The following is a 25,481-nucleotide window of genomic DNA, read 5'->3' on the forward strand; positions in this document are numbered from 1 at the left end:
GTTCCACCCGGCACAAGACCGGACGAGCAAGCGCTTAGAAACTCTACGCCGGGGCAGCGCCCCCGCGCCCGGCCCGGCCGTCGTCCAGGAGCGCGGCCAGGCGCTTCGGCGCGATGGTGCGGTAGCTCTCCTCCACCCAGTCGCAGAGCACCTCCGCCGACGGGGCGCCCACCGGCTCCAGCGGCACCCGGACCCAGCCGGACCGGCCCAGGCCGTAGCCGGCCGGCTCGGCGCCGGGGCAGGCCAGGGCGTGCGCGTGGGCCGTCTCGTCGGTCAGCTTCACGGTCACGCCGAAGGGGTGGCTGCCGTCGTTCACGCCGAGGAAGACGAACACCTTCTTGTTGACCTTGGCGACGCTCTCCCCCCACGGGTGCTCCTCGGCCGCCTCCGGCAGCCCCAGGGCGTACGCGCGCACCTTGTCCCACTTCTTCAGGGCGTTCCTGGACACGGCCATCGGCTTCCTCCGGGCTCGTCCTCGTCTTCCGCCCTCCACACGCTAGCCTCGGCCACCGACAGCGGCGCGGCTGCACGGGCAAGGGGTGTGCTGCACGACCAAGGGGTGTCATGAGCAGGCTGAACAGGACCGACCGTCCGTACGACATCGTCCTCTTCGGGGCCACCGGCTTCGTCGGGAGACTGACCGCGGAGTACCTCGCCGCCCACGCCCCCGACGGGCTGCGCTGGGCCGTCGCCGGCCGCAGCGAGGAGAAGCTGGAACGCCTGCGGGACGGCCTGCCCGGTGCCGCCCGTCCCGGACTGCTGCGGGCCGACGTGTCCGATCCGGCGTCGCTGCGCGCGCTCGCCGAGCAGGCGCACGTGGTCGCCACCACGGTCGGCCCCTACATCCGGTACGGCGAGGAACTGGTCGCCGCCTGCGCGGACCTGGGCACCGACTACGTCGACCTGACCGGTGAGCCCGAGTTCGTGGACCTGATGTACGTGCGGTACGACACGCGGGCGCGGGAGACCGGGGCCCGGCTGGTGCACGCCTGCGGCTTCGACTCCGTGCCGCACGACCTGGGGGCGTACTTCACCGTGCGCCGGCTGCCGCAGGGAGTGCCGCTGACCGTCGACGGCTTCGTGACCGCCGACGCGGCCTTCTCCGGCGGCACCTTCGCCTCCGCCCTCCACCAGATGTCCCGGCACCGGCAGCTGCGGGCGGCGGCCCGGGACCGGCGGCGCCACGAGCCCCGCCTGGTGGACCGCCGGGTGTCCGCCCCCACCGGTGGGCCGCGCTACGCCCCGGAGGTGGACGCGTGGGCGCTGCCGCTGCCCACCATCGACGCCCAGGTCGTCCGCCGTTCGGCCAAGGCCCTCGGCGTCTACGGCCCCGACTTCCGCTACCGGCACTACGCGGCGGTGCGGCACCTGCCCGTCGCGCTGGGCGGGGTGGCGGCGGTGGGCGCGCTGGCCGCGGCGGCCCAGGTGGCGCCGGCGCGGCGGCTGCTGTCCGCCCGGCTCGCACCGGGCGACGGGCCGAGCGAGCGGAAGCGGGCCCGCAGCTGGTTCCGCGTCCGCTTCGTCGGCGAGGGCGGCGGACGGCGGGTCTGCACGGAGGTGTCGGGCGGCGACCCGGGCTACGACGAGACGGCGAAGATGCTCGCCGAGGGCGCGCTCAGCCTGGCCCTGGACGACCTGCCGCCCACGTCGGGGCAGGTCACGACAGCCGTGGCGATGGGCGACGCGCTGATCGAGCGGCTGACCGCGGCGGGCATCCGCTTCCGCGTCGCCGACACACGCTGACGACGGAGGGGCGGCGCGGGACGCCACCGTGGGGCGACCGCCTCGTCCGCCGACACACGCTGAGGCGGAGAGGCCGGCGCGGGACGCCACCGTGCGGCGACCGCCCTCGGCCCCCATGCACCCCGCATCGTCCCCTCCCCGGCGGCAGGGCGGCCTCGGATCACCCGTCCGCGGTCGCGCACCGGGGTCCGCCGCCGGCCGGAACGCTACGCGCCCGCGGTGTCCCGCGCCCGTGCCAGCGCCCGGCGGCACAGGGCGTCCGCCCGCCGGGTGGTCTCCGGGAGACGGTAGGCGGGGGTCAGCGCCAGGGTGTGGGCGCAGGCGTTGTCCAGGTCCACCCGGTGGCCGACCGAGACGTAGACCGGTTTGACACCGTCCCGGGTGCGCAGGGCGCGGCCCACCTCCTCGGCACCGTCGAGCAGCGGGCTGCTGCTGCCGCGCGGGGCGGCCGGGTCGGCGTGGGTGAAGGTGAACGGGTTCTTCGCGACGCCGATGGCCGGCAGCCCGGTGAGTACGCCCAGGTGGGCGGCGAGACCGAAGCGGCGGGGGTGGGCGAGGCCGTAGCCGTCGCACACCACCAGGCCGGGCGGAACGGGCAGGGCGTCCAACGCGGCGAGGACCGCGGGGAGTTCACGGAAGGCCAGGAGGCCGGGAACGTAGGGGAAGGCGACCTGGCCGACGGCCGTGGCCTCGGCGACGACGTCGAGGGTCGCGGCGTCCAGGACCACGGCCGCCGCCGCGACCACGTCCCGGGCGTCGTCGTAGGCCACGTCCACCCCGGTGACCCGGCCGGTGCCGGGCGGCGGGCCCGGCTCGTCGCGCACCACCCGCGTGCGCAGCGCGTCCTGGACCGCGCGCGCCTCGTCCTCGGTGGTGGGCCAGCCGGGCGGGAGGTGAACCGTCGTCATGATGGCGTCAGCCTAGACCGTCGCCCGCACGCGGCGGGGGTGCCCGGAGGGCTCCGGGCACCCCGCCGCGGGGTCACCTGCCGACCGTCGGCCCGGGGCTCACTGGTCGAGGGCCGGCTTGAGGGGTCACTTGTCGAGGGCCCGCTGCAACTGGCTCTTGTTCATGCTCGAACGGCCTTCCACGTTGCGCCGCTTGGCCTCCTCGTACAGCTGGTCGTAGGTGGGGCCCTGGGAGCCCTTCCCGGAACGCTGACCACCCCGCTTGCCGGACGACATGTCCTCGGTGGAGGTGCGGCTGGCGGTCTTCGACTCGCCGGAGCGGGCGCGTTCCTTGTTGACCGTCCGCGCGGCGATCTCCTTGGCGCGGCCGGTGCTCTCGCCCCGGTCCTCCGCGCTCTCCTTGATGTGCTCGTACTGGCGCTCCCGCTTGGGGCTGGAACCGCGTGGCATCTCCGCTCCCTTCCTTCCGGGTCCTTCCGGGCCCCTTCGAGTCCCGTCCGGCTTCTTCGGACCCTTGTGCGACCCTCCGTCGAATCCCCTCGGATCCGTCCAGGTCCCGTCGAATCCCTACGGATCCCGGCGGGGCCCGTCGGGTCCATCGGGCCCATCGGGGCCTTCTGGTTCTCGGGCCACGGGTACCCCGCTCCGCCCGGGTCACGGCTGTCCGGCTCCGTGGCGGTGTCACCGCCGGTGCGTTCAGCACGGAGCGGCGGGCCGGAGGTGGGCTGACGGTTCCAGGAGGACCTCCGGCGGACGTACGGCGTGGGGCGTGCTCGCCCGCCGGGCGAGAGCCGTGTCACTCGAGTGCATGAAGGCGGTGACAGAGGTCACTCGGTTCCGGTGTGCACGGATTGGCTGATTCCGTCGTCTCTTCCAGTAGCCGGCCCGATCCGCCCCGGAAGCCCGCCCAGCCGTCACGAGGGAGCAAGGCGTTGTCCACCGTCATCGAGCAACCCGTCGAGGCCCGACTCGTCGCCGCCGCGCCACGGATGCCGAACATCCCCGCCATGCTGCACTACGACCGCAGCGACCCGTTCGCCGTCCGGATGACCTTCCCGGCGCCCGCCACGCTGGAAGGCGTCGACGTGTGCTGGACCTTCTCCCGCGAGCTCCTCGCCGCGGGGCTCCAGGGCCCGGAGGGTCACGGGGACGTCCGGGTACGGCCCTACGGCTACGACCGCACGGTGCTGGAGTTCCACGCCCCGGAGGGCACCGCCGTGGTGCACGTGCGCTCGGGTGACGTGCGGCGGTTCCTGCAGGCCACGAGCGAACTCGTGCCGGCCGGCCGGGAGCACCTCCAGCTCGACCTGGACCACGGCCTCGCGGAACTGATGCGCGACGCCTGCTGAGGCGCAGCTCGCGGAACCGGGAGCCAGGGCGGCCCGGCGGGAGGCGGCCGGGGCGCGAGCCTCGCGGCGGTCCTGTCCCGCGGCCGGAAGTGCACCACCGCGCACACGGCGGTGCGCACCGTGGTGCGCACGGCTGCGGTTCGCCGTTACGCCGTGCTCGCCGTAGCGACGGACGGACGGCCGGCCGCGCGGAGCCCGGCGGCTCGGGTGGGGCCCGGCGGCTGGGCGTGAGCCCGAGCCCGGGTGGCGGTCCGGGTGCCCGGCGGATGCGTCCGGGTGACAGGTGGCGGGCGGAAGCCGTACGTCCCGGCGGTGACCTCCCCGGCGACCGTCGGCGGAGGGCCGCCCCGATGGATGGCTGATGGCGGCCCCGAGGCGAGGGCGGACGGACGCCCCGGCGAACGACGGCCCCGACGGACAGCTACCCGGCGCACAACGGCCCCGGTAGACGGCGGCCGAGGCAAAGGGTGCCTCACCGCCACCGCACGCCGGGCGGCCCCGTGGCTCCCCGGTGCGCGAGGGCGTCCGCCTCCCGGGACGCGCGGCGTCAGCGTCCTGTGCTGAGGGAGGGGGCGGGGGCCGTGGAGGCCGCCGACCGCAGTGCGCGCACGATCTCCCCGAGGGCCGGGCCCGTCCCGGTGCCCGCCTGAGCGGCCCCCGGTGCGGTCAGCCCGGCCAGCAGCTCCTCCACCCGCCGCTCCCGGCCGGCCCGGTCGCCGGCGGTCCGCAGCGTAGGCAGCCCGGCCGCGGCGCCCAGGAGGGCGGCGACCGCGTCCGCGGGCGAGGTGTCCCCCGCCGGTTCCCGGCCGTCGAGCACGGTCCGGACCCGTTCCTGCAGGGCGGCGGCGCGGGCGACGCCGGCGAGGGCGTACTCGACCGACGGGAAGACCCCCAGCACTCGTCGCCGCCGGGCCCTCAGCAGGCCCTCGGCCACCAGTTGCTCGCGCACCGCGTCGCAGGTGTGGCGGGCCCTGAGCGTCACCCAGGTCTTCCACCGGTGCGGGCAGGACTCGCTGACCACTTCCAGGAGCCCGTCGAGCACGGCGTCACCCGTGCGGGCGTCCAGGCCGACGGGCGTGACGATGCCGTCGTCGTCGACCAGCAGTCCGCGCCGGGCCAGCTCCGCGAGGGCGCCGGCCCGGACCAGGGGCGGCAGGCGGGCCGGTTCGTCGACGGTGAGCCGGTCGGTGTCCCAGGCCAGCAGGAACAGCCGGGCCGGCAACGTGAGCGGACCGTTGGGCACGGGGCCTCCTCGGACGGACGGGTCGGGGCACTCGGACGGAGGGACAGGGGGACGGGGGGACACGGGGACGGTGGCACAGGGGGACGGGCTCAGCGGGACGGCGGCGGAAAACGCGTTGACGGCCGCCACGGCCGTTCCTACGGTGTGACGTGGATCTGTTGCCGTCGAAGGGAGAGGGACGTTGCTCGTCTGAGGTTCTGGGACACCGCGTCACACCCCGTGCGGGTGTGCGCTGCGTGCGACCTCGGCGTTCGAGCCGTCCCCAGGGAACCGGGTTGTCCTTCTCGGCCCGTCCTTCCTCCCGGGTGTCCGGTGCTTCCGGTCGTCGCCCCGCGGTGTCTCGATACGCGTGTGCCCCCGACCGCATCGAGCAACCCCGGAGACCCGTATGTCTTCTTCTCTCACTCTCACCTCCCTGTCCTACTCGTGGCCCGACGGCACCCCGGTCTTCGACGGGCTGGACGCCGCCTTCGGCCCCGGCCGCACCGGGCTCGTCGGCGTCAACGGGTCCGGCAAGTCCACCCTGTTGAAGCTGATGGCCGGCGAACTGGCACCCGTCGGCGGCGCCGTCCGGGCCGTCGGCGAGGTGGGCCATCTGCCGCAGAACGTCACCCTCGACACGACGCTCCGCGTCGACGAGGCCCTCGGTGTCGCCGCGCGCCGGGCCGCGCTGCACGCGATCGAGGCCGGTGACGCCGCCGAGGAGCACTTCGAGACCGTCGGCGACGACTGGGACGTGGAGGAGCGTGCCCTGGCGACCCTCGGCGAGCTGGGCCTGGGGCACCTCGGCCTGGACCGGACCGTCGGCGAGGTGTCCGGCGGCGAGTCGGTGCTGCTGCGGCTGGCCGCGCTGCTGCTGCGCCGGCCGGACGTGCTGCTGCTGGACGAGCCCACGAACAACCTGGACCTGTACGCCCGCAGACGGCTGTACCGGGCGGTGCGGGACTGGTCCGGGGTCATGGTCGTGGTCAGCCACGACCGCGAACTGCTGGAACTGGTCGACCAGATCGCCGATCTGCGCTCCGGCCGGATCGTCTGGTACGGCGGCAACCACGCCGCCTACCAGGAAGCCCTGGCCGTGGAGCAGGAGGCGGCCGAACGGATGATGCGGGTCGCCGAGTCGGACGTGCGCAAGCAGAAGCGCGAACTGGCCGACGCCCAGGTCAAACTGGCCCGCCGCAAACGGTACGGGCAGAAGATGTGGGACACCAAGCGCGAGCCGAAGATCGTGATGGGGGCCCGCAAGCGGGCGGCGCAGGAGTCGGCGGGCAAGCACCGGATCCTGCACGAGGAGCGGCTGGCCCAGGCGAAGGAGCGCCTCGACGAGGCGGCGGAGGCCGTGCGGGACGACGACGAGATCCGGGTGGAGCTGCCGTACACGGCGGTCCCGCCGGGGCGCACCGTGCTGACCCTGCGGGACCTGGAGCTGGCGTACGGCTCCCGGGTGAGGGGCGAGGTCCAGCTGCGCGGTCCGGAGCGGGTCGCGCTGGTCGGGCGCAACGGGGCGGGCAAGACGACCCTGCTGCGCACGGTCGCCGGGGAGCTGGCCCCGGTGGCGGGCGAGACGACGGCCCACGTCCCGCTGCGGTTCCTGCCGCAGCGGCTGGACGTCCTCGACGGGGAGCTGACGGTCGCGCAGAACGTGGCCCGGTTCGCTCCCGAGGCCACCGACAACCGGATCCGGGCGCGGCTCGCCCGCTTCCTGTTCCGGGGCGGCCGGGCCGACCAGCCGGCGGCCACGCTGTCCGGCGGCGAGCGGTTCCGCGCCGCGCTCGCCGCACTGATGCTCGCGGAGCCCGCGCCGCAGCTGCTGATGCTGGACGAACCCACCAACAACCTGGACATGGCGAGCGTCCGGCAGCTCACCACCGCGCTGGAGTCGTACGAGGGGGCGCTCATCGTGGCCAGCCACGACCTGCGCTTCCTCAGGTCGGTCGGCATCACCCGGTGGATGCTGATGGAGGAGGGAGAGCTGAAGGAAATCACGTCAGAGGCTGTCGGGTATCCCGCCTAGCGTCGGCGGCATGAGGCCGAACAGCACACGCGAACGTTCCACCGGGTCCTGTCACTGCGGGGGTTTCCTCACCCTCGTCGGGGCCAGGGAGAACAACCTCCAGGACGTCTCCCTCCGTATCCCGAAGGGCCGGCTGACCGTGTTCACCGGCGTCTCGGGATCGGGGAAGTCGTCCGTCGTCTTCGACACCCTCGCGGTCGAGTCGCAGCGGCAGCTGAACGAGACGTACACCTCGTTCGTCCGCAACCGGCTGCCGAAGTACGAGCGGCCGCACGCGGACGCCCTGGAGGACCTGACGCCCGCGATCGTCGTCGACCAGCGGCCGGTCGGCGGTCACTCCCGGTCGACGGTGGGGACCATGACGGACGTGTACGCCGTGATCCGGGTGCTGTTCTCCCGGCACGGTACGCCGAGCGCCGGTCCGGCGACGGCGTACTCGTTCAACGACCCGGCCGGGATGTGCCCCCGCTGCGACGGGCTGGGCCGGACGGTGGCGCCCGACTGGGACCGCATCCTCGACCGGGACCTCTCACTCGCCGGCGGCGCGGTCCGCTTCCCGCCGTTCGCGCCGGGGACCTGGCAGGGGCAGGCGTACACCAACAGCGACGACCTGGACCCGCACAAACCGGTGCGCGCGTTCACCGCGGCCGAGAGGGACTTCCTGATGCGGGGACGGCCGGGCAGCAAGGTCACCGTGCGGGGCACGGGCGGCACCTGGACCACCGAGTACGAAGGGCTCGCCGACCGGTTCGAGCGTCTGTACCTCAAGCGGGACCTGGCCGCGATGAGCCCCCGGACCCGTGACACGGTGCGGCGGTTCCTGACCGAGGGCACCTGCCCGGACTGCGGCGGCGCCCGGCTGAACGCGGCGGCGCTGGCGACCCGGGTGGGCGGACTGTCCATCGCCGACTGCACCCGGATGCAGGTCGGCGACCTGATCCCGGTGCTGCGCGGGATCGACGACCCGGTCGCCGCACCGGTCGCCCGGGCCGCCGTCACGGCGCTGGAGCGCATCGAGGCGATCGGTCTCGGCTACCTCAGCCTGGACCGGGAGACGGCCACCCTGTCCGGGGGCGAGGGCCAGCGGCTGAAGACGGTGCGGCACCTCGGGTCGAGCCTGTCCGGGATGACGTACATCTTCGACGAGCCCACCGTCGGGCTGCATCCGCGGGACGTGCACCGGCTCGGCGACCTGCTGCTGCGGCTGCGCGACCAGGGCAACACGGTCCTGGTCGTCGAGCACGACCCGGACGTGATCGCGCTGGCCGACCACGTCGTCGACATGGGGCCGGGCGCGGGCGCGGGCGGCGGCCGGGTCGTCTTCGAGGGGACCCCGGACGCCCTGGCCGCGGCGGACACCGTCACCGGGCGGTGCCTGGGGCGGCGGCCGACGGTCAAGGAGGTGGTGCGGGAACCGTCGGGCGCGCTGTGGGTGAAGGACGCCGACCGGCACAATCTGCGCTCGCTGACGGTACGGTTCCCCGCCGGGGTCCTCACCGCGGTGACCGGGGTCGCCGGGTCCGGCAAGAGCACGCTGGTCGCCGAGTTCACCGCGGCGCACGAGGACGCCGTCGTGGTGGACCAGTCCTCGATCGGCATCTCGGCCCGGTCCACCCCGGCCACCTACCTCGGGGTCATGGACACGGTGCGCGGCCTTTTCGCCCGGGAGACCGGCCGGGACCCGGGACTGTTCAGCTTCAACTCCGCGGGGGCGTGCGCGGCCTGCGAGGGCCGGGGGACGATCCGGACGGACCTGGCGTTCATGGACCCGGTGACCACGACCTGCCCGGACTGCGCGGGCCGGCGTTTCGGCGACGAGGTCCTCGCGCTCACCGTCGCCGGGCGGTCCGTGGCCGACGTGCTGGACATGACGGCCGACGAGGCGCTCGGCTTCTTCGACGACCCGGCCATCGGCCGGCGCCTGCGCGCCCTGCGGGACGTCGGGCTGACCTACCTCACGCTCGGACAGCCGCTGTCCACGCTGTCCGGCGGGGAACGCCAGCGGATCAAGCTGGCCACCCGGCTGCACCGCACGGGCGTGGTCTACGTCCTGGACGAGCCGACGACCGGCCTGCACATGGCGGACGTGGACGGTCTCGTCACCCTGCTGGACCGGCTGGTGGACCGGGGGAACACCGTCGTGGTGGTGGAACACAATCTGGACGTCGTCGCCCGCGCCGACTGGGTCGTGGACCTCGGTCCGGGCGGCGGCCGGGAGGGCGGCCGGGTGGTCTTCGAGGGCACGCCCGCGCAACTCCTGCGCGCCGACGGCACGTTCACCGGGGAGCACCTGCGCCGGGTGGTGCGGGGGCGCTGACCGCCCGCCTCCGGCCGGCCGGACGACCGCGCGGACACCGCGTTACCGGTGGTACATCTCATCGCCGTCAGGGGTGGTCCTGCCCCGATTCGCCCTGCATGATGGTCCGCCGACGGCCGGGGGCGTCCGCGTGTGCCGCGCGGCTCCCCCGGCCCGTGGTCCCACAGCCCCGTCCGATTCGGAGTCCCGCCCGTGTCCAGCAAGAAGGCCCTCGTCCGCCGTCCCGGTCCCCGGCTCGCCGAAGGGCTGGTCACGCACATCGAACGCGAGCCGGTCGACGCCGGCCGCGCGCTGGAGCAGTGGGAGGCGTACACGGAGGCGCTGCTCGACCACGGCTGGGAGACGGTGGAGGTGGACCCGGCCGACGACTGCCCGGACGCGGTGTTCGTCGAGGACACCGTGGTGATGTTCCGGAACGTGGCGCTGATCGCCCGTCCCGGCGCCGAGTCGCGGCGCCCCGAGACGGCCGGGATCGAGGAGGCCGTGGCCGCGCTGGGCTGCTCGGTGAACTGGGTGTGGGAGCCGGGCACCCTGGACGGCGGCGACGTGCTGAAGATCGGTGACACGGTCTACGTCGGCCGGGGCGGGCGGACCAACGCGGCCGGGGTGCAGCAGCTGCGGGCCGCTTTCGAGCCGCTCGGCGCGCGGGTGGTGTCCGTGCCGGTGAGCAGCGTGCTGCACCTGAAGTCGGCGGTCACGGCGCTGCCGGACGGCACGGTCGTCGGCCACCTGCCGACGGTGGACGTGCCGTCGCTGTTCCCCCGGTTCCTGCCCGTGCCGGAGCCGTCGGGGGCCCACGTCGTGCTCCTCGGCGGGGACCGGCTGCTGATGGCGGCGAGCGCCCCGAAGACCGCGGAACTGTACGCGGATCTCGGGTACGCGCCGGTCCTGGTGGACATCGGCGAGTTCGAGAAGCTGGAGGGCTGCGTCACCTGCCTGTCCGTCCGGTTGCGGGACCTGTACGCCTGACCGGCTGCGGCCGGCCGGCGGACCGCCCCGCCGGGACACCGGCATGGGCCGCGCGGCCGGGGGGACTCGGGCCGCGCCACCGCGGCCGCCCGCGGCCGTCCTCTTCCCTCTGGCCGGGGGGCTTTACGGCGCACTTAACCTACGGTTTCGTAACCTACGGATTCGTAGCCTACGATGCCGTAGGTTCCGGCACCGCTCGCCGGATCCCGTCCCACCCCCGTCCCCCTGGAGTCCCCGTGACGCTTACTTCTCCCCACCTCGCCAGTTCGACCGGATGGACGGACGCACGGCTGCTGTACGCCCTGGAGGAAGTGGTCGAGAAGGAACTCAACCGGCATCTGAAGGTCGCCAAGGACTGGATGCCGCACGAGTACGTCCCCTTCAGCGACGCCCGCAACTTCCCCGGCTTCTTCGAGGACGGCGAGGCCTGGGACAAGGAGCAGTCCAAGGTCACCGAGGTCGGCCGCATCGCCCTGGTGGTGAACCTGCTGACCGAGGACAACCTCCCCAGCTACCACCACGAGATCGCCACCCTGTTCGGCCGCGACGGCGCCTGGGGCACCTGGGTGCACCGCTGGACCGCGGAGGAGGGCCGCCACGGCATCGTGATGCGGGACTACCTGCTCGCCTCGCGCGCGGTGGACCCGGACAAGCTGGAGCAGTTCCGCATGGCGCACATGAGCGAGGGCTTCGAGTCGGACAACCGGCACTCGATGCTGCACTCGGTCGCCTACGTCTCCTTCCAGGAGCTGGCCACCCGCATCTCCCACCGCAACACCGGCCACCAGTCGGGGGACCCGGTCTGCGACCGCATGCTGGCGCGCATCGCGACCGACGAGAACCTGCACATGGTCTTCTACCGCAACCTGCTCGCGGCCGCCTTCGAGATCGCCCCCGACCTGACCATGATGGCGGTCCGCGACGTGGTCGTGAACTTCCGCATGCCCGGCCACGGCATCCCCGGCTTCGAGCGCGCCGCCGCGCAGATGGCGATCGGCGAGGTCTACAACCTCCGCATCCACCACGACGACGTCCTGCAGCCGGTGCTGCGCTTCCTGAAGGTCATGGAGATCGACGGTCTGGGCCCGGAGGGCCTGAAGGCTCAGGAGGAGTTGGGACTGTTCATGAACGGCCTGGACGCCGAAGCCGCGAAGTTCGACGAGAAGCTGGCCGCCCGCAAGGCCCGCATGGCGGCCCGCGCCGCCGGCTGACCGCCGCACCACGTTCCTCCGGGAGGTCCGGCGCGCGCCTCCCGCCAGGCGCGCGCCGGACCTCCCGGCTTGTGCACGGACCCACCGGCAGAGCACTGCGCGGCCTGCCGGAAGGGGCTGCGGCCCGCAAGGACGGGCTGCGGCCTGCCGGAAGGGGCTGTGGCCTACCGGGAGGTGCCGCGGCGGCCTACCGGGAGGTGCGGCGCAGCGACAGCCGCTCCTTCTCCGACAGCCCGCCCCAGACCCCGAAGCGCATGTCGTGCGTCAGGGCGTACTCCAGGCAGGCGGCACGGATGGGACACATCCCGCAGATCCGCTTGGCGTCGCGGACCGAGCTGCCGGGCTCGGGGAAGAAGAAGTCTCCCCCGGTCTGGGCGCACAGCGCCTCCTCCTGCCAGGTGAGGTCGGGCGCCGGGAACGTTTCGGTGTGCATGGCCAGAAGCGTCTCCCGCGGCGCGAAACGTTCGCTCAACGCCGGATCAACGCCGGGACGGCGAGGGGCGGGTCTGCCCGGCACCCGCCACCGGGTCACCGCTCCCCCGGGTCCCCCCGGAGCACGGCGAACACCGCGCCGTACGGGTCCTCCAGGCGGGCCAGGCGGCCGACGCCGGGGATCGAGGTGGCCGGCATCCGTACCCGGCCGCCCAGGGCGGTGGCCTCGGCGACCACCGCGTCCGGGTCGTCGACGCCGAAGTAGGGGAGCCAGTGGGCCCGGGCACCGGACCGCGCGTCCTCGGGGTCGTCGGCCAGCGGGACCAGGCCGCCGAACGCGCCGTCCTCGCCCGTGCCCGCCGGGTTGACGGACGTGTAGACCCCGCCCGGGAACGTCACCCCGGTCGTCTCCCAGCCGAGGACCCGGTGGAAGAAGGCGGCGGCGCGCGCGACGTCCGGGGTGTGCAGTTCGGCCCAGCACAGCGAGCCCACGTCCCCGGCCCGGTCCAGGCCGATGCGCCGCTCGGGCTGCCAGACGCCGAAGGGCACCCCGGCGGTGTCGGTGAGGATCGCGGACCGCCCCTGGCTCATCACCTGCTCGGGCGGGGAGGTGACACCGCCGCCCGCCGCCCGGACCGCCTCGGCCGTGGCGTCCGCGTCGGAGGTCTGGAAGTAGACGGTCCACGCGGGCGGCCCCTGGCCGGGCGGGACGCGGGTGGCGGCCGCGACGATCCCGCCGTCCCGTTCGAAGAAGCCGTAACCACCGCCCTCGGGTCCCGCGGATCGGTACGTCCAGCCGAACAACCGCCCGTAGAAGGACGTGACGCCGTCGGTGTCGGGGGCGGCGACCTCGATCCAGTCGGGGGCGCCGTCGACGAAGCGGGTGGTGAGCATCGGTCTCCTCCGGGCGGTCTCGTCACCGACTCCGCCGAGTCTTCCACCCCCCACTGACAACGGCCGTGGGGACGCGGCCGGAGGCCGGTCGGAGCGGCCCGAGGGTCAGGCCGATGCCCGCCGGACCAGGGTGGTCGGGAGGACCACGCCGGCGGGGGAACCGCCGGCCTCCGCCTCCGCCTCCGCCTCCGGGGTCCCGCGGTCCAGGTCGCGCAGGAGCAGGCGGGCCATGAGCCGGCCCATCTCCTCGATGTCCTGGCGGACCGTGGTGAGCGGCGGGTCGGTCTGTTCGGCGACGGGGAGCATGTCGTCGAAGCCGACCACGGCGACGTCGTCCGGCACCCGGCGCCCGTGCTCGCGCAGGGCCCGCAGGGCGCCAGCGGCGGTGAGGTCGTTGGCGGCGAACACCGCGTCCAGCGAGGGCCGTCGGTCCAGCAGCTCGCGCATCGCGCGTTCGCCGCCGCCGGCCGTGAAGTCGCCCTCCGCGACGAGGAGCGGGTCGGCGCCCGCCATGACGTCCCGGTAGCCGGCCAGCCGGTCCGCCGCCGAGGTCTGGTCCAGGGGGCCGGTGATGTGCGCGACGTGCTCGCGGCCGAGGCCGAGCAGGTGGCGCACGGCGTCCCGGGCCCCGCCGCGGTTGTCGCTGTCCACGTACCGCACGTCGTCGGCGCCGCGCCCGCCGGTCCAGCCGGGACGGCCGCCGAACACGGTGGGGAGGCCCGCGCGCTGGATCAGTTCCGGCAGCGGGTCGGCCAGGTGCAGGGAGAACACCAGTGCTCCGTCGACGTGCCCGCCCGCCAGGTAGCGGCCGACCCGGGCGTGGTCGTGGCGGCCCTCGGTGAGCAGCAGGACCAACTGGTTGTCGTGGGCGGTCAGCTCCTTGCTGATGCCGCGCAACTGCCGGGCGAAGAACGGGTCGGAGAAGACGCGGGTCTCGGGTTCGGCGACGATCACGGCCACGGCGTCGTGGCGTTTGGTCACCAGGCTCCGGGCCGCCTGGTTGGGCACGTAGCCGAGTTCCTCCACGGCCTGCCGCACCCGTTCGGCCAGCGGTTCCCGGACGCCGTCGCCGCCGTTGACCACCCGGGACACGGTGGCCCGGGAGACCCCGGCCCGGGCGGCCACGGCCTCCAGCGTGGGGCGCGGCACAGTCTCCGTCACGTCTGGGGCTCCTCACCTGCGGCTCCGGGACAGGATAGCCCCGGTGCGCGGGCGGGCGAGAGCGCTTCCTTGGGCCGGGACACCGGCGGTGGGACCGACGGGACCCGGCTGGGACGGTGACGGGCCCGTCACGGGCGGCGAGGGGAGCGACGGCGCCGTCAGTGGTGGTGATGGGCCTCGGCCGCCTTCGCCCCGGAGCCGGCCTTCTCCGCGGCCGGGGGTCCGGCGGTCTTCTCCGCTGCCGGGGACCCGGTGTCCGGAGACCCGGTGTCCGGAGACCCGGTGTCCAGGGGCCCGGTGGGCGGGGGCCCGCCGTCCGCGTCCCGCGCGGACGACTTCTCCGCTCCCGGGCCGCCCCCGGGGCCGTCGGCGCCCTGCTTCGTCGCGCCCGAGCCGTCGTGGTGGGGGTGGTCCGGGTCGTACCCGGGGATGGTGCCGTCCGGCTTCTTCACCAGGAACAGGCCGACCATGCCCATGTCGGAGTGGCTCTGGACGTGGCAGTGGTACATCCAGGCCCCCGCGCCGACGCCCTCGCCGGCGATGATCTGAAAGCCGAAGGAGTCCGCCGGTCCGCAGATCTTGTTGTCGATGACCCGGCTGGGGTCGTCGGGGCCGGTCAGGATGCCGGTGCGGTTGTCGGCCCAGCGGTGCCCGTGCATGTGGAACGTGTGGTAGAACTCGCCGTGCGTGATCATGACGATCTCCACGCGGTCGCCCACGGTGGCCTCGACGTTCGGACCGGTGTGCGCGGGCCGGTTGTTGATGGTCATGTCGTTGAAGACGATGGTGTGCGTCCGGTCGGGCAGGACGTCGCCCTTGCGGCGCACGATCACCGCGCCGTAGAGCCCGTTGCGGATGCCGCCCGTGCCGTGTTCGGTGCCGACGACATGGTCGTGGTAGTGCCAGTAGCCGGCGCTGCCGGACCGCCAGGTGCCGTCGGAGCGCCGGCCGGGGCGGTGGGTGCGCCAGGTGTAGGTGCGGGTGCCGCCCGGCGGGACGTCGCTCTTGTTCTGCCTGGTGCCGTCGCTGGAGATCTCGTAGTCCAGGCCGTGGACGTGCAGGCTGACGGGGACGTCCATGGTGTTCTCGAACTCGACGTGCAGCGTGTCGCCCTCGTTGAGCTCGATCAGCGGGCCGGGGACGGACGCCTTGCCCTTCTCCAGGCCGTAGCCCATCTGCCCGCCGGGCAGGCGCTCGGCGTACATCTTCATGCGCCGGACCTCTCCCCCGGCGGGCGCGGTGCGCACCGGACCGGCCGCGACGGCGGCCTCGGGTGCCAGCGACAACGATGTCGCGACGGCCGCTCCGCCCAGCAGTACCCGTCGGTTGAAGCCGCGTCTGTCCATGCCGAACTCCCCTGGATGCGGGCGTGCGTTGGGCCCGTGGCTGTCATGAACCTGTGAAACCGTACTGACCGCCCCGCCGTTTATCCACACTCAGGACAAAGTTCGTTTCGTTGCGGCCATAGGTATTGGCGGGTGAGGCAAAGAGGTCTAGCTTCCTTGACGCCGTTGCTGCGACCGAGGAGGGGTGGGTGACCACATGCGGTTCCCCTCGCACCAACAACCTGACGTCTTACGCGGGTTGAACACCACAGGCCAGAACACGACGCGGGCCGCACGGAGGAGACGGCGGGCCTGGGCGGCCACCGTCACCGCGGGGGTCGTGGCCGCCGGGCTGATGTCCGGCCCCGCGGCGACTGCGCGCCCGGACACGGATCCGTCCGTGACAACGATGTCCATCACGTCGCCGCCCGGCGGCGCCGACGTGCGGGTGCTGCTGTTCCACGGCTCCGCCGCGGGCGGCGAGGAGTCACCGGTGGTGAACGCCGGGATCGCGGCCATCGAGCGGATCGGGCTGACCGGCCCCGCCGAGCAGCGCTTCTCGGTGACCGCGACCGACAATGCCGCCGTCTTCACCAACGACAAGCGGCTGAGCCGCTTCAACGCCGTCGTGTTCCTGACCGGCGGCGGTGACGTCCTCGACCCGGACCAGGAGGCCGGTCTGGAGGCGTACATGGAGGCCGGCGGCGGGTTCGTCGGCATCCACGACGCGGCGCGCGCCGAGCCGTACTCGGACTGGTTCACCGGGCTGATCGGCGCCCGTCCGGCGGCCTCCCCGGACCGGGTGCAGCGGGCGACCGTCGAGGTCGGCGACCGCCGGCACCCGGCGACGAAGGACCTGCCGCTGGAGTGGAAGCGGCCGGACAAGTGGCTGAACTGGGCGAAGAACCCCTCGGGTGACGTCCACACGGTCGCCCGCGTACGGGAGTCGACGTACCAGCCCGGGGCCGGCGCCCACGGCGCGGACCACCCCGTCAGCTGGTGCCGGGACTACGACGGCGGCCGGTCCTTCTACACCGGCATGGGCGGCACCGTGTCGTCCTACGACGAGACCGACTTCCGCGACCACCTGCGCGGGGCCCTGCTGTGGGCCACCCGACTGGTGCAGGCCGACTGCAAGGCGACGATCGACGGCAACTACGAGGCGGAGCGGCTCACCGAACCCAACCAACCGGGGAAGAACGACCAGATCGGCGAGCCGCACGGCCTGGTCACCGCCCCCGACGGCCGCGTGTTCTACATCGGCCGCGGCGGCGCCGACTCCTCCCGCCCGGTCGTCACCGACTGGAACGACCCGGACATCGGCAAGGGCCGGGGCGAGATCCACGTCTACGATCCGAAGACCGGGAAGGTCACCCTCGCCGGGGCGCTCGACGTGTTCGGCAACAAGGGCGGTGGCGACGAGCTGCGCAAGAACGAGGAGGGTCTGCTCGGCATCGAGCTGGACCCCGGGTTCGCGCGCAACGGGTGGGTGTACCTGCACTACACACCCCACTCGGAGATCGACCGCGACACCCGCATGGCCGAGCGGCGCGTCTCCCGGTTCACGCTGGACCGGGAGACGGACAGGCTGCTGCCCGGCAGCGAGAAGGTGCTGCTGAAGTGGCCGGTGCAGATCCACAGTTGCTGCCACGCGGGCGGCGGCATGGCCTGGGACTCGAAGGGCAACCTCTACATCGCCACCGGGGACAACAACTCCAGCGGATTCAGCGGCGGTTACTCCGGCAACAACCCGGAGCCGCAGTACAAGGGCGTCTCCTTCGCGGACGCGCGCCGCACCGCCGGCAACACCAACAACCTCAACGGCAAGATCCTGCGCATCCACCCGGAGCCGGACGGCACGTACACCCTGCCGGAGGGCAACCTCTTCACCGGTGAGGAGACCGCCGAGGGCGGTGGGAAGACCCGCGGCGAGATCTACGTGATGGGCGTGCGCAACCCGGCGCGGATCTCCGTCGACCCGGCGACCGACGTGCTGTACGCCGGCTGGGTCGGCCCGGACGCCGGGCAGCCGTCGACCACATGGGGGCCGGCCAAGTACGACACCTTCGCCGCCATCACGAAGGCGGGCAACCACGGCTGGCCGTACTGCATGGGCAACAAGCAGCCCTACCGGGACCGCAACCTGCCGGACCCGTCCCAGCCGCTGGGCTGGTACGACTGCGACCGGCCGAAGAACGAGTCGCCGAACAACGACGGCCTGGTCAACCTCCCGCCGGTGACCCCCAACACCATCTGGTACTCGCCCCAGGGCGGCGCCCCCGACTTCCCGCGCGACGCGAACGGCGTGCCCTCCTACAAGGCCGACGAGGCCACCTACGGGCTGCCCTGGCTCAAGGGCGGCGGCCAGGCCGCGATGAACGGTCCGGTGTACCGCTTCGACGCCCGCAGCGACAGCGCCGTCAAGTGGCCCGCGTACTGGGACGGCACGTGGTTCGTCGGCGACTTCTACGACGCCGACCAGCCGCGCCACGCGGTGCTCCTGGACCCGAAGACGGTCGGGAGCGGCGGGCTTCCGGTGCACGCGGAATCGCTGAAGAAGATCGTGCCGGTCGGCAACGACGGCATCAAGAACCTCATGGACTGGAAGTTCGGTCCGGACGGCGCCCTGTACGTCCTCGACTACGGCCGCGGCTTCTTCACCTCGGACGCCAGGTCGGCGCTGTGGCGGGTCACCTACACCGGTGGCGGGCCGACCCCGGCCGCCGGCGATCTCGCGAGGAGGACCGGATGACACCGGTGACACGACAACGGCGCCTGTGGGCGGCCCTGTTGGCCGCCCTGCTGATGGCGCTCGGCCTGCAGACCGCCTCCGTGGCCGACGGCCGCGGCACGGGCGGGGCGCGGGCCGCGGAGCAGGTCCTCACCTGGACCGCGGGCAACGACATCGACAAGTACCTGTCGGCGCCGACGACCGCGGTGGCGGGCAGGGCGACGATCGTCTTCGAGAACAGCGCGGCCACCGGCAACACCACCGGCATGCCGCACACCCTGACGTTCGTCACGTCCGACCCGGAGTTCAACAACGACGTCCAGCTGAACATCCTGGCCAACCCGGGGGACGCCCAGGGAGGCCGGCACACCGCGGAGGTGACCCTCACCCCGGGCCGCTACTTCTACCACTGCACGATCCCCGGCCACGGCGAGATGCAGGGCATCCTGGTGGTGACCGAGGGCGGCGGCGAGGACGACACCACCGCGCCCGAGGCCACCGCCGAGGTGACCGGCACCCGCAACGCCGATGGTCAGTACGTGGGTTCGGCGAGCGTCGTGCTGGCGGCCACCGACGAGGGCTCCGGCGTCGAGCGCATCGAGTACGCGGTCGGCGACGACGAGACCTGGCAGCCGTACACCGCGCCGGTGGTGATCGACCAGGTGGGCGACCACACGGTGCGCTACCGGGCACTGGACAGGGCGGGCAACGTCTCCGAGCCCGGGAGCGTCGCCTTCACCGTCGTCGCCCCGCCGACCGACGACACCACGGCGCCCGAGACGTCGGCGACCGTGGACGGTGAACGGAACCAGGACGGCGCCTACGTCGACATGGCGACGGTGACCGTCTCCGCCTCCGACACCGGTTCCGGCGTCAACACCATCGAGTACGCGATCGGCGACGGCGCCTGGCAGACGTACACCGGCCCGGTCATGGTGCACCGGGTCGGCACGCACACCGTCCGCTACCGCGCCACCGACCGGGCGGGCAACGTTGCCGCCATGAAGAGCGTGGAATTCACGGTCGTCGCCGCTCCCCCGCAGGACACCACGCCCCCGGTGACCGGAGTGGGCGTCGAGGGCACCAGGAACTCCGACGGCGCCTACGTGGGCAGCGCGCGGGTCACGGTCAGCGCCACCGACGAGGGCGGTTCCGGCGTCGCCGGGATCGAGTACTCGCTCGACGGCGGCCCGTACCTCGCCTACTCCCGGCCGGTCCTGGTCGACCGGGCCGGCCGGCACACCGTGGCCTACCGGGCGACGGACAAGGCGGGCAACACCTCCGAGGCACTCTCGGTGGGCTTCACGGTGGTGGCGGGCGGCGGCGTGCCCGCGCCCAACTGCCCGGAGTACGACGAGCGGCGGACGGTGTTCGTCGGCACGGTCGACACCGGCGTGCCCAACCGGGTCACCGACAACCGGTGCCGGATCGGCGAGCTGATCGAGGACGAGAAGGAATGGACCTCGCACGCGCTGTTCCTCAAGCACGTGCGGACCGTCCTGGACCGCCTGAAGAAGGAAGGGGTCGTCGACCAGCGCGAGTACCGGGCCGTGAACCAGGCCGCCCGGCAGTCGGGCATCGGCACGCCCGGCCAGACCGACGGCTACCGGACGATCCTCGACGGCACCGAGGCGTCCTTCGCCAAGTGGCAGCACGTGGGCGGCGGTTCGTTCGCGCTGAACGAGGACGGCTCCATCACCTCGGGCACCACCCGGGGCGGGCTCGGCATGCTGTGGTTCCCCGAGCGGAAGTACGGCGACTTCTCGCTGAAGCTCCAGTGGCGTGACGACGCGCCGGGCGGCCAGAACGCCAACTCCGGTGTGTTCGTACGGTTCCCGCAGATCCACGACCACCCGGAGGAGCCGCGCCCCGAGTGGGCGGCCATCAAGTACGGGCACGAGATCCAGGTGTTCGACTCCCCCACCGGCGACATGTACAAGACGGGCTCGGTCTACGGTTTCGACCGGGTGGGCCTCGCCGGGGCGGGCGTCACACAGAAGGGCACCTGGAACGACTACGAGATCCGCGTGGTGGACCAGCACTACTCGGTCTACCGCAACGGTGTGCTGATCAACGAGTTCCACAACACCGGCGGCCAGGACTTCACCCCGCCGCGCTCGGACGACCCGGGCACCGACGGGCGGCGGTTCGCCTCCGGCTACATCGGGCTCCAGGTGCACGGCACCGGTGACGTGGTCTCGTACCGCGACATCAGGATCAAGGACCTGTCCTGATCCACCGGTCCGGCCGGGTCGGCGTCAGGTGGCCGTGGGTTTCGGCTTCCTGGCCCGGCTCGGCTGGACCCGGCTCGGCTCGCCGGGCATCTTCGGGTACTCCGGCGGGTACGGCAGGTCGGCCAGCCCGTGGTCCTGCTCGTCGCGCCGGGCGAGTTCCAGCAGGGGCTCCAGCGAGAACGCGTGGTCGTCCATGTCCGCGTGCACGTCGCCGAGTTCGGCGAAGCGCGCGGGCATCGTCACGAGGTCGAAGTCCTCCGGGCGCGCGGTGCCGACCTCCTCCCAGCGCAGCGGCGCCGAGACGGGCGCGTGCGGGCGGGGCCGCACGGAGTAGGCGGAGGCGATGGTGCGGTCGCGGGCGGTCTGGTTGTAGTCGACGAAGATGCGTTCGCCGCGCTCCTCCTTCCACCACTTGATGGTGACCTGCTCGGGCATCCGGCGCTCCAGCTCCCGGCCGACGGCGATGGCGGCGCGGCGGACCTGGGTGAAGGTCCAGCGCGGCTCGATCGGCACGAAGACGTGCAGGCCCCGGCCGCCGGAGGTCTTGGTCCAGCCGCGCAGGCCGAACTCCTCCAGCACGGCCCGCAGTTCATGGGCGGCGCGGACGGCGTCGTCGTAGTCGGTGCCGGGCTGCGGGTCGAGGTCGATGCGCAGTTCGTCGGGGTGGTCCACGTCGTCCCGGCGCACCGGCCACGGGTGGAAGGTGAGTGTGCCGTACTGCGCCGCCCAGACCACGGCGCCCTCCTCGGTGGGGCACATCTCGTCGGCGCTGCGGCCGCTGGGGAAGGTGATGTGCGCGGTGGGGATCCAGTCGGGCATGCCCTTGGGGGCGCGCTTCTGGTAGAACCACTCGCCGTCGATGCCGTCCGGGTAGCGCTGGAGCGTGGTCGGGCGGTTGCGCAGGGCGCGCAGCAGGCCGGGGGCGACCGCCTGGTAGTAGCGGGCCACGTCCAGCTTGGTGTAGCCGGGTTCCGGGAAGAAGATCTTGTCCGGGCTGGACACCCGTACGGTCCGGCCGGCCACGTCCAGTTCCACCGCTTCCGCCATGCGAGCCACGCTAAGGGCTGCACGCACACCTCGCACACCGGGCGGCAACGGGACGGAACGCGCAGAATCGGGGCATGGATCTTCCCGTGATGCCGCCCGTGAAGCCGATGCTCGCCAAGTCCGTGGCGAAGATCCCGCCGGGCATGCAGTACGAGGCGAAGTGGGACGGCTTCCGGGCGATCGTGTTCCGCGACGGGGACGAGGTGGAGCTCGGCAGCCGCACCGGCAAGCCGCTGACCAGGTACTTCCCCGAGGTGGTGGCGGCCGTGCGGGAGCGGCTGCCCGAGCGGTGCGTGCTGGACGGGGAGATCGTGGTCGCGCGCGGCGAGCGGCTCGACTTCGACGCGCTGACCGAGCGGATCCACCCGGCGGACTCCCGGGTGCGCACCCTGGCCGAGCGCACCCCCGCCTCGTTCGTCGCCTTCGACGTGCTGGCCCTGGACGACGAGTCGCTGCTGGACGTCCCCCTCTCCGACCGCCGGGCCCTGCTGACCCGGGCGCTGGACGGGGTGACGCCCCCGGTGCACGTGGCCCCGGCCACCACGGACATCGAGGTGGCCCGCGGCTGGTTCGAGCAGTACGAGGGGGCCGGCCTGGACGGGGTGATCGCCAAGCCGCTGGACCTGCGCTACCGCCAGGACGAGCGGGCGATGTACAAGATCAAGCACGAGCGCACGGCCGACGTCGTCGTGGCGGGCTACCGCCTGCACAAGAGCGGTCCCGTGGTGGGGTCGCTGCTCCTCGGTCTGTACGACGACCAGGGTGTGCTGCAGCACGTGGGGGTGTCGGCGGCGTTCACGATGAAGCGCCGGGCGGAGCTGGTGGAGGAGCTGGCCCCGTTGCGGATGGACGACGTGTCGGGCCATCCGTGGGCGGCGTGGGCCGAGGAGTCGGCGCACGAGACGGCGCGGCTGCCGGGCGCGCCGAGCCGCTGGTCGGGCAAGAAGGACCTGTCCTGGGTGCCTGTGCGGCCGGATCGGGTGGCCGAGGTGGCCTACGACCACATGGAGAACGGTCAGCGGTTCCGGCACACGGCCCGCTTCCGCCGCTGGCGCCCCGACCGCGACCCCCTCAGCTGTACCTACGCCCAGCTGGAGGAGCCGGTCCGTTACGACCTCGGGGAGATCCTCGGCGGGGGGTGACGTGAGTCGCGTTGGGCGGCTGCCCCGGGCGATCGGGGCAGCCGCCCGGGGAGGGTGGCAGGCCGGGGCAGCGGCAGGGCGGGCGCACGACCGGCCGGGGCAGCTCAAGGGGAGGCTCGGCGGACCGGCCGGGGCGGCGCGGGGCGAGGCTCGGCAGACCGGCCGGGGCGGCGCGGGGCGAGGCTCGGCAGACCGGCCGGCGCAGCTCAGGGGCAGGCTCGGCAGACCGGCCGGGGCGTCGGCTCAGGGCCGCATGACGACCTTGACGGCGCCGTCCTGCTTGCGCTGGAACATGTCGTAGGCGTGCGGTGCGTCGGTCAACGGCACGTGGTGGGTGGCGAAGTCGTCCACGCCCAGGGGGTCCTCGTCGGTGAGGTGGGGGATGATCTCGTCGGACCAGCGGCGGACGTTGGCCTGCCCCATGCGCAGCTGGATCTGCTTGTCGAAGAGGGTCAGCATCGGGATCGGGTCGGCCATGCCGCCGTACACGCCGGACAGCGAGATGGTGCCGCCGCGGCGGACCATGTCGATGGCGGTGTAGAGGGCGGCGAGCCGGTCGACGCTGAAGCGTTCCGCCATCGGCCCGCTCAGCTTGCGGGGCAGCAGCGCCGAGGCGTTCTGCACCAGGCGGGCGGCTCCGCTGCCGTGCGCCTCGGTGCCGACGGCGTCGATCACCGCGTCGGGGCCGCGGCCGTCGGTGCGGTCGCGGACGGCGGCGACGAGTTCCTTCTCGTCGTCGAAGGAACGCAGGTCGAAGGTCTCGACGCCGCGCTCCCGGGCCCGGCGCAGCCGTTCGGGGACGAGGTCGACGCCGAAGACCGTGCCGGCGCCCTGCAGCATGGCGACGCGGCAGGCCATGTCCCCGATCGGGCCGAGCCCCAGCACCGCCACGCTGCCGCCCTTCGGCACACCGGCGTACGCGACGGCCTGCCACGCGGTGGGCAGGACGTCGGAGAGGTAGAGGAAGCGGTCGTCGGCGGGACCCTCCGGCACCTTGATGGGGCCGTACTGGGCCTGCGGGACGCGCAGGTACTCGGCCTGGGCACCCGGCACGGCGCCGTACAGCCGGGTGTAGCCGAACAGGGCGGCGCCCATGCCCTCGGCGCCGACCTGGGTGGTCTCGCACTGCGTGGGCAGGCCGGTGAGGCACATCCAGCAGTTGCCGCAGGCGATCTGGAACGGGACCACCACCCGGTCCCCGACCTGGAGGTCCGGCACGGCGGCGCCGACCTCCTCGACGATGCCCATCGGTTCGTGGCCGAGGATGTCGCCCGGCGTCATGAACGGGGTCAACACCTCGTACAGGTGCAGGTCGGAGCCACAGAGCCCGGACGAGGTGACGCGGATGACCGCGTCGGTGGGCTCCTCGATCCGGGGGTCGGGCACCGTCTCCACCCGTACGTCCCGCTTTCCCTGCCAGGTGACTGCCTTCATGGCCGCCCGCTCCTTCCGTCGGTACCGGTGTGTCCCGCGTGCGGTGGCGCCCGGGTACCCGAGCGGATCCGCACCGAACCGCGGAGCGCTGCGCCGATCGGCGGAAGCGGCGCGCCGGATCGCTCCTGATCGGGTACGACACCCGACGATCAGAAAAGCGCACAATTGAGACATCGACGGATTCGGGCAGGCAGGGTGGCCACAGTGAGCACGAGCGGGAGCACACGGAGCAGCTCACCGGGGAGCGCGCGGGCCGGTGCACGCCGGGGCGCACGCTCCGGGTCGCGCGGCAGGCGCGGGCGGCGCGGACTGCGGGGGACGACCGCCAGGGCGCTGGTGGCGGCGGTGGCGGCGGCCGGTCTGGCGGCGGGCTGCACGGGCACCGGTGGCAGCCCTTCCGACGACGGCCGGGGCTCGCCCAGCAGTCCGGTCCGGCAGGAGCCGCCGGTGACCGGTGAGGACGGCCCCCCTGTCCTCGCCGTGAAGCTCGACAACGCCCGCACGGCCCGGCCCCACACGGGCCTCGAGGACGCCGACGTGGTGTACGTCGAGCAGGTGGAGGGCGGGCTGAGCAGGCTGATGGCGGTGTACGCCACCCGCGTTCCGGAGTCCGTGGGCCCGGTGCGCAGCGCCCGGGAATCCGACCTGGAACTGCTGCGCCAGTTCGAACAGCCGGTCCTGGCCTTCTCGGGGGCGCAGAGCAGGCTGCTGCCGGAGATCGAGAGCGCGCCGCTCACCCCGCTGACCCCCGAGTCGGCCGCCGGGATGTACGTCCGCCGCGCGGACCGGGCCGCCCCGCACAACCTCTACCTGCGGTCGGCACGCCTGCTGCCCGAGGAGCCGGGCCAGGACGCCCTGACCACCGGCTTCCGGCAGGGCCCGCCCCCCGCCGGCGGGCGACCGGAGCCGACCCGGACGGTGGACTATCCGTCGGCGCGCTTCACCTTCACCTGGTCCGACGCCCGCGACGGCTGGCTGGTCGCCATGGACGGCACCCCGGCGACCACCGCGCGGGGCGGTCCCCTGGCGCCGGCGACCGTCGTCGTGCAGTACGTGACTGTCCGGCCGTCGGACTACCGCGACTTCCTGGGCAATAACACCCCCTACACCGAGACCACCGGCTCGGGCCGGGCCACGGTACTGCGCGACGGACGCGCCTACGACGTCGACTGGAACCGCCCGGACCCCGAGGACGGCACCACGTTCACCACCGACGGGGGCGAGCCGGTGAACTTCGCGCGGGGGCAGGTCTGGGTGGTGTACGCGGCGGCGCCCTGACCGGGCGCGGTCGACGGCACCCGGGCGACGCCTCCCACGGTCCGCCGGC

The 25,481-nt window shown here is 73.4% G+C and carries 20 protein-coding genes; 10 read left to right on the forward strand and 10 right to left on the reverse strand.

From position 1 onward, the window contains the following. Positions 1–43: 43 nt before the first annotated feature. A complete protein-coding gene (locus AB0F01_RS17340) occupies positions 44–454 on the reverse strand; it encodes an MmcQ/YjbR family DNA-binding protein (RefSeq protein ID WP_362095816.1) in 411 nt (136 codons plus the stop codon). Positions 455–564: 110 nt separating this feature from the next. Here AB0F01_RS17340 and AB0F01_RS17345 point away from each other — a divergent pair, with 110 nt between their 5' ends. Beyond that, positions 565–1,743: a saccharopine dehydrogenase NADP-binding domain-containing protein gene (locus tag AB0F01_RS17345; protein WP_362095819.1), complete on the forward strand. Its 1,179-nt coding sequence runs from the start codon at positions 565–567 to the stop codon at positions 1,741–1,743. A 206-nt stretch (positions 1,744–1,949) separates the two neighbouring features. Here the strand turns inward: AB0F01_RS17345 and AB0F01_RS17350 are convergent, their stop codons facing one another. Continuing rightward, entirely contained in the window at positions 1,950–2,651 is a 702-nt protein-coding gene (locus tag AB0F01_RS17350; RefSeq protein WP_362095822.1) for an endonuclease V, read from the reverse strand. 126 nt (positions 2,652–2,777) lie between these two features. Further along, complete coding sequence (locus tag AB0F01_RS17355) at positions 2,778–3,101, reverse strand: plasmid stabilization protein (protein ID WP_362095824.1); 324 nt, start codon at positions 3,099–3,101, stop codon at positions 2,778–2,780. 482 nt (positions 3,102–3,583) lie between these two features. Here AB0F01_RS17355 and AB0F01_RS17360 point away from each other — a divergent pair, with 482 nt between their 5' ends. Continuing rightward, a complete protein-coding gene (locus AB0F01_RS17360) occupies positions 3,584–4,000 on the forward strand; it encodes an SsgA family sporulation/cell division regulator (RefSeq protein WP_362095826.1) in 417 nt (138 codons plus the stop codon). Positions 4,001–4,547: 547 nt separating this feature from the next. On the opposite strand, the gene AB0F01_RS17365 is transcribed toward AB0F01_RS17360, so the two are convergent. Then, positions 4,548–5,243, reverse strand: coding sequence for a GPP34 family phosphoprotein (locus tag AB0F01_RS17365; RefSeq protein WP_362095829.1), 696 nt, complete (start codon positions 5,241–5,243; stop codon positions 4,548–4,550). A gap of 388 nt (positions 5,244–5,631) precedes the next feature. Between AB0F01_RS17365 and AB0F01_RS17370 the strand changes: the two genes are divergently transcribed. The 4 genes from AB0F01_RS17370 to AB0F01_RS17385 all read left to right on the forward strand — a co-directional run bounded on the left by AB0F01_RS17370 (position 5,632) and on the right by AB0F01_RS17385 (position 11,754). Continuing rightward, positions 5,632–7,257, forward strand: coding sequence for an ATP-binding cassette domain-containing protein (locus tag AB0F01_RS17370; RefSeq protein WP_362095832.1), 1,626 nt, complete (start codon positions 5,632–5,634; stop codon positions 7,255–7,257). 10 nt (positions 7,258–7,267) lie between these two features. Then, the gene (locus AB0F01_RS17375; protein ID WP_362095835.1) at positions 7,268–9,574 is read left to right on the forward strand and encodes an excinuclease ABC subunit UvrA; all 2,307 of its coding nucleotides are present in this window, start codon (positions 7,268–7,270) and stop codon (positions 9,572–9,574) included. Positions 9,575–9,766: 192 nt separating this feature from the next. After that, positions 9,767–10,543: a dimethylargininase gene (gene ddaH / locus AB0F01_RS17380; protein ID WP_362095838.1), complete on the forward strand. Its 777-nt coding sequence runs from the start codon at positions 9,767–9,769 to the stop codon at positions 10,541–10,543. A gap of 236 nt (positions 10,544–10,779) precedes the next feature. Beyond that, entirely contained in the window at positions 10,780–11,754 is a 975-nt protein-coding gene (locus AB0F01_RS17385; protein WP_362095841.1) for an acyl-ACP desaturase, read from the forward strand. A 187-nt stretch (positions 11,755–11,941) separates the two neighbouring features. Here AB0F01_RS17385 and AB0F01_RS17390 read toward each other — a convergent pair whose 3' ends face one another. The 4 genes from AB0F01_RS17390 to AB0F01_RS17405 all read right to left on the reverse strand — a co-directional run bounded on the left by AB0F01_RS17390 (position 11,942) and on the right by AB0F01_RS17405 (position 15,587). After that, the gene (locus tag AB0F01_RS17390; RefSeq protein WP_362095844.1) at positions 11,942–12,187 is read right to left on the reverse strand and encodes a WhiB family transcriptional regulator; all 246 of its coding nucleotides are present in this window, start codon (positions 12,185–12,187) and stop codon (positions 11,942–11,944) included. A 95-nt stretch (positions 12,188–12,282) separates the two neighbouring features. Then, entirely contained in the window at positions 12,283–13,080 is a 798-nt protein-coding gene (locus tag AB0F01_RS17395; RefSeq protein WP_362095847.1) for a VOC family protein, read from the reverse strand. Between the two features lie 105 nt (positions 13,081–13,185). After that, a complete protein-coding gene (locus AB0F01_RS17400) occupies positions 13,186–14,241 on the reverse strand; it encodes a LacI family DNA-binding transcriptional regulator (RefSeq protein ID WP_362095849.1) in 1,056 nt (351 codons plus the stop codon). 158 nt (positions 14,242–14,399) lie between these two features. Further along, positions 14,400–15,587, reverse strand: coding sequence for a multicopper oxidase domain-containing protein (locus AB0F01_RS17405; RefSeq protein WP_362095852.1), 1,188 nt, complete (start codon positions 15,585–15,587; stop codon positions 14,400–14,402). A 334-nt stretch (positions 15,588–15,921) separates the two neighbouring features. Here AB0F01_RS17405 and AB0F01_RS17410 point away from each other — a divergent pair, with 334 nt between their 5' ends. Continuing rightward, positions 15,922–18,318, forward strand: coding sequence for a ThuA domain-containing protein (locus AB0F01_RS17410; RefSeq protein ID WP_362096053.1), 2,397 nt, complete (start codon positions 15,922–15,924; stop codon positions 18,316–18,318). Next, positions 18,315–20,531, forward strand: coding sequence for a family 16 glycoside hydrolase (locus tag AB0F01_RS17415; RefSeq protein ID WP_362095855.1), 2,217 nt, complete (start codon positions 18,315–18,317; stop codon positions 20,529–20,531). Before AB0F01_RS17410 ends, AB0F01_RS17415 begins: the two co-directional genes overlap by 4 nt. A gap of 24 nt (positions 20,532–20,555) precedes the next feature. On the opposite strand, the gene ligD is transcribed toward AB0F01_RS17415, so the two are convergent. Further along, positions 20,556–21,578, reverse strand: coding sequence for a non-homologous end-joining DNA ligase (ligD, locus tag AB0F01_RS17420; protein ID WP_362095858.1), 1,023 nt, complete (start codon positions 21,576–21,578; stop codon positions 20,556–20,558). Positions 21,579–21,652: 74 nt separating this feature from the next. On the opposite strand from ligD, the gene AB0F01_RS17425 reads away from it, so the two are divergent. Beyond that, complete coding sequence (locus AB0F01_RS17425) at positions 21,653–22,720, forward strand: ATP-dependent DNA ligase (RefSeq protein ID WP_362095860.1); 1,068 nt, start codon at positions 21,653–21,655, stop codon at positions 22,718–22,720. Positions 22,721–22,963: 243 nt separating this feature from the next. Here the strand turns inward: AB0F01_RS17425 and AB0F01_RS17430 are convergent, their stop codons facing one another. After that, positions 22,964–24,154, reverse strand: a complete 1,191-nt coding sequence (locus AB0F01_RS17430) for a zinc-dependent alcohol dehydrogenase (protein ID WP_362095863.1) — start codon at positions 24,152–24,154, stop codon at positions 22,964–22,966. A gap of 309 nt (positions 24,155–24,463) precedes the next feature. Here AB0F01_RS17430 and AB0F01_RS17435 point away from each other — a divergent pair, with 309 nt between their 5' ends. Then, complete coding sequence (locus AB0F01_RS17435; protein ID WP_362096056.1) at positions 24,464–25,432, forward strand: DUF3048 domain-containing protein; 969 nt, start codon at positions 24,464–24,466, stop codon at positions 25,430–25,432. The last annotated feature ends 49 nt before the right edge of the window (positions 25,433–25,481 follow it).

It is taken from the genome of Streptomyces sp. NPDC029526, assembly GCF_040637405.1.
Taxonomy (GTDB): domain Bacteria; phylum Actinomycetota; class Actinomycetes; order Streptomycetales; family Streptomycetaceae; genus Streptomyces.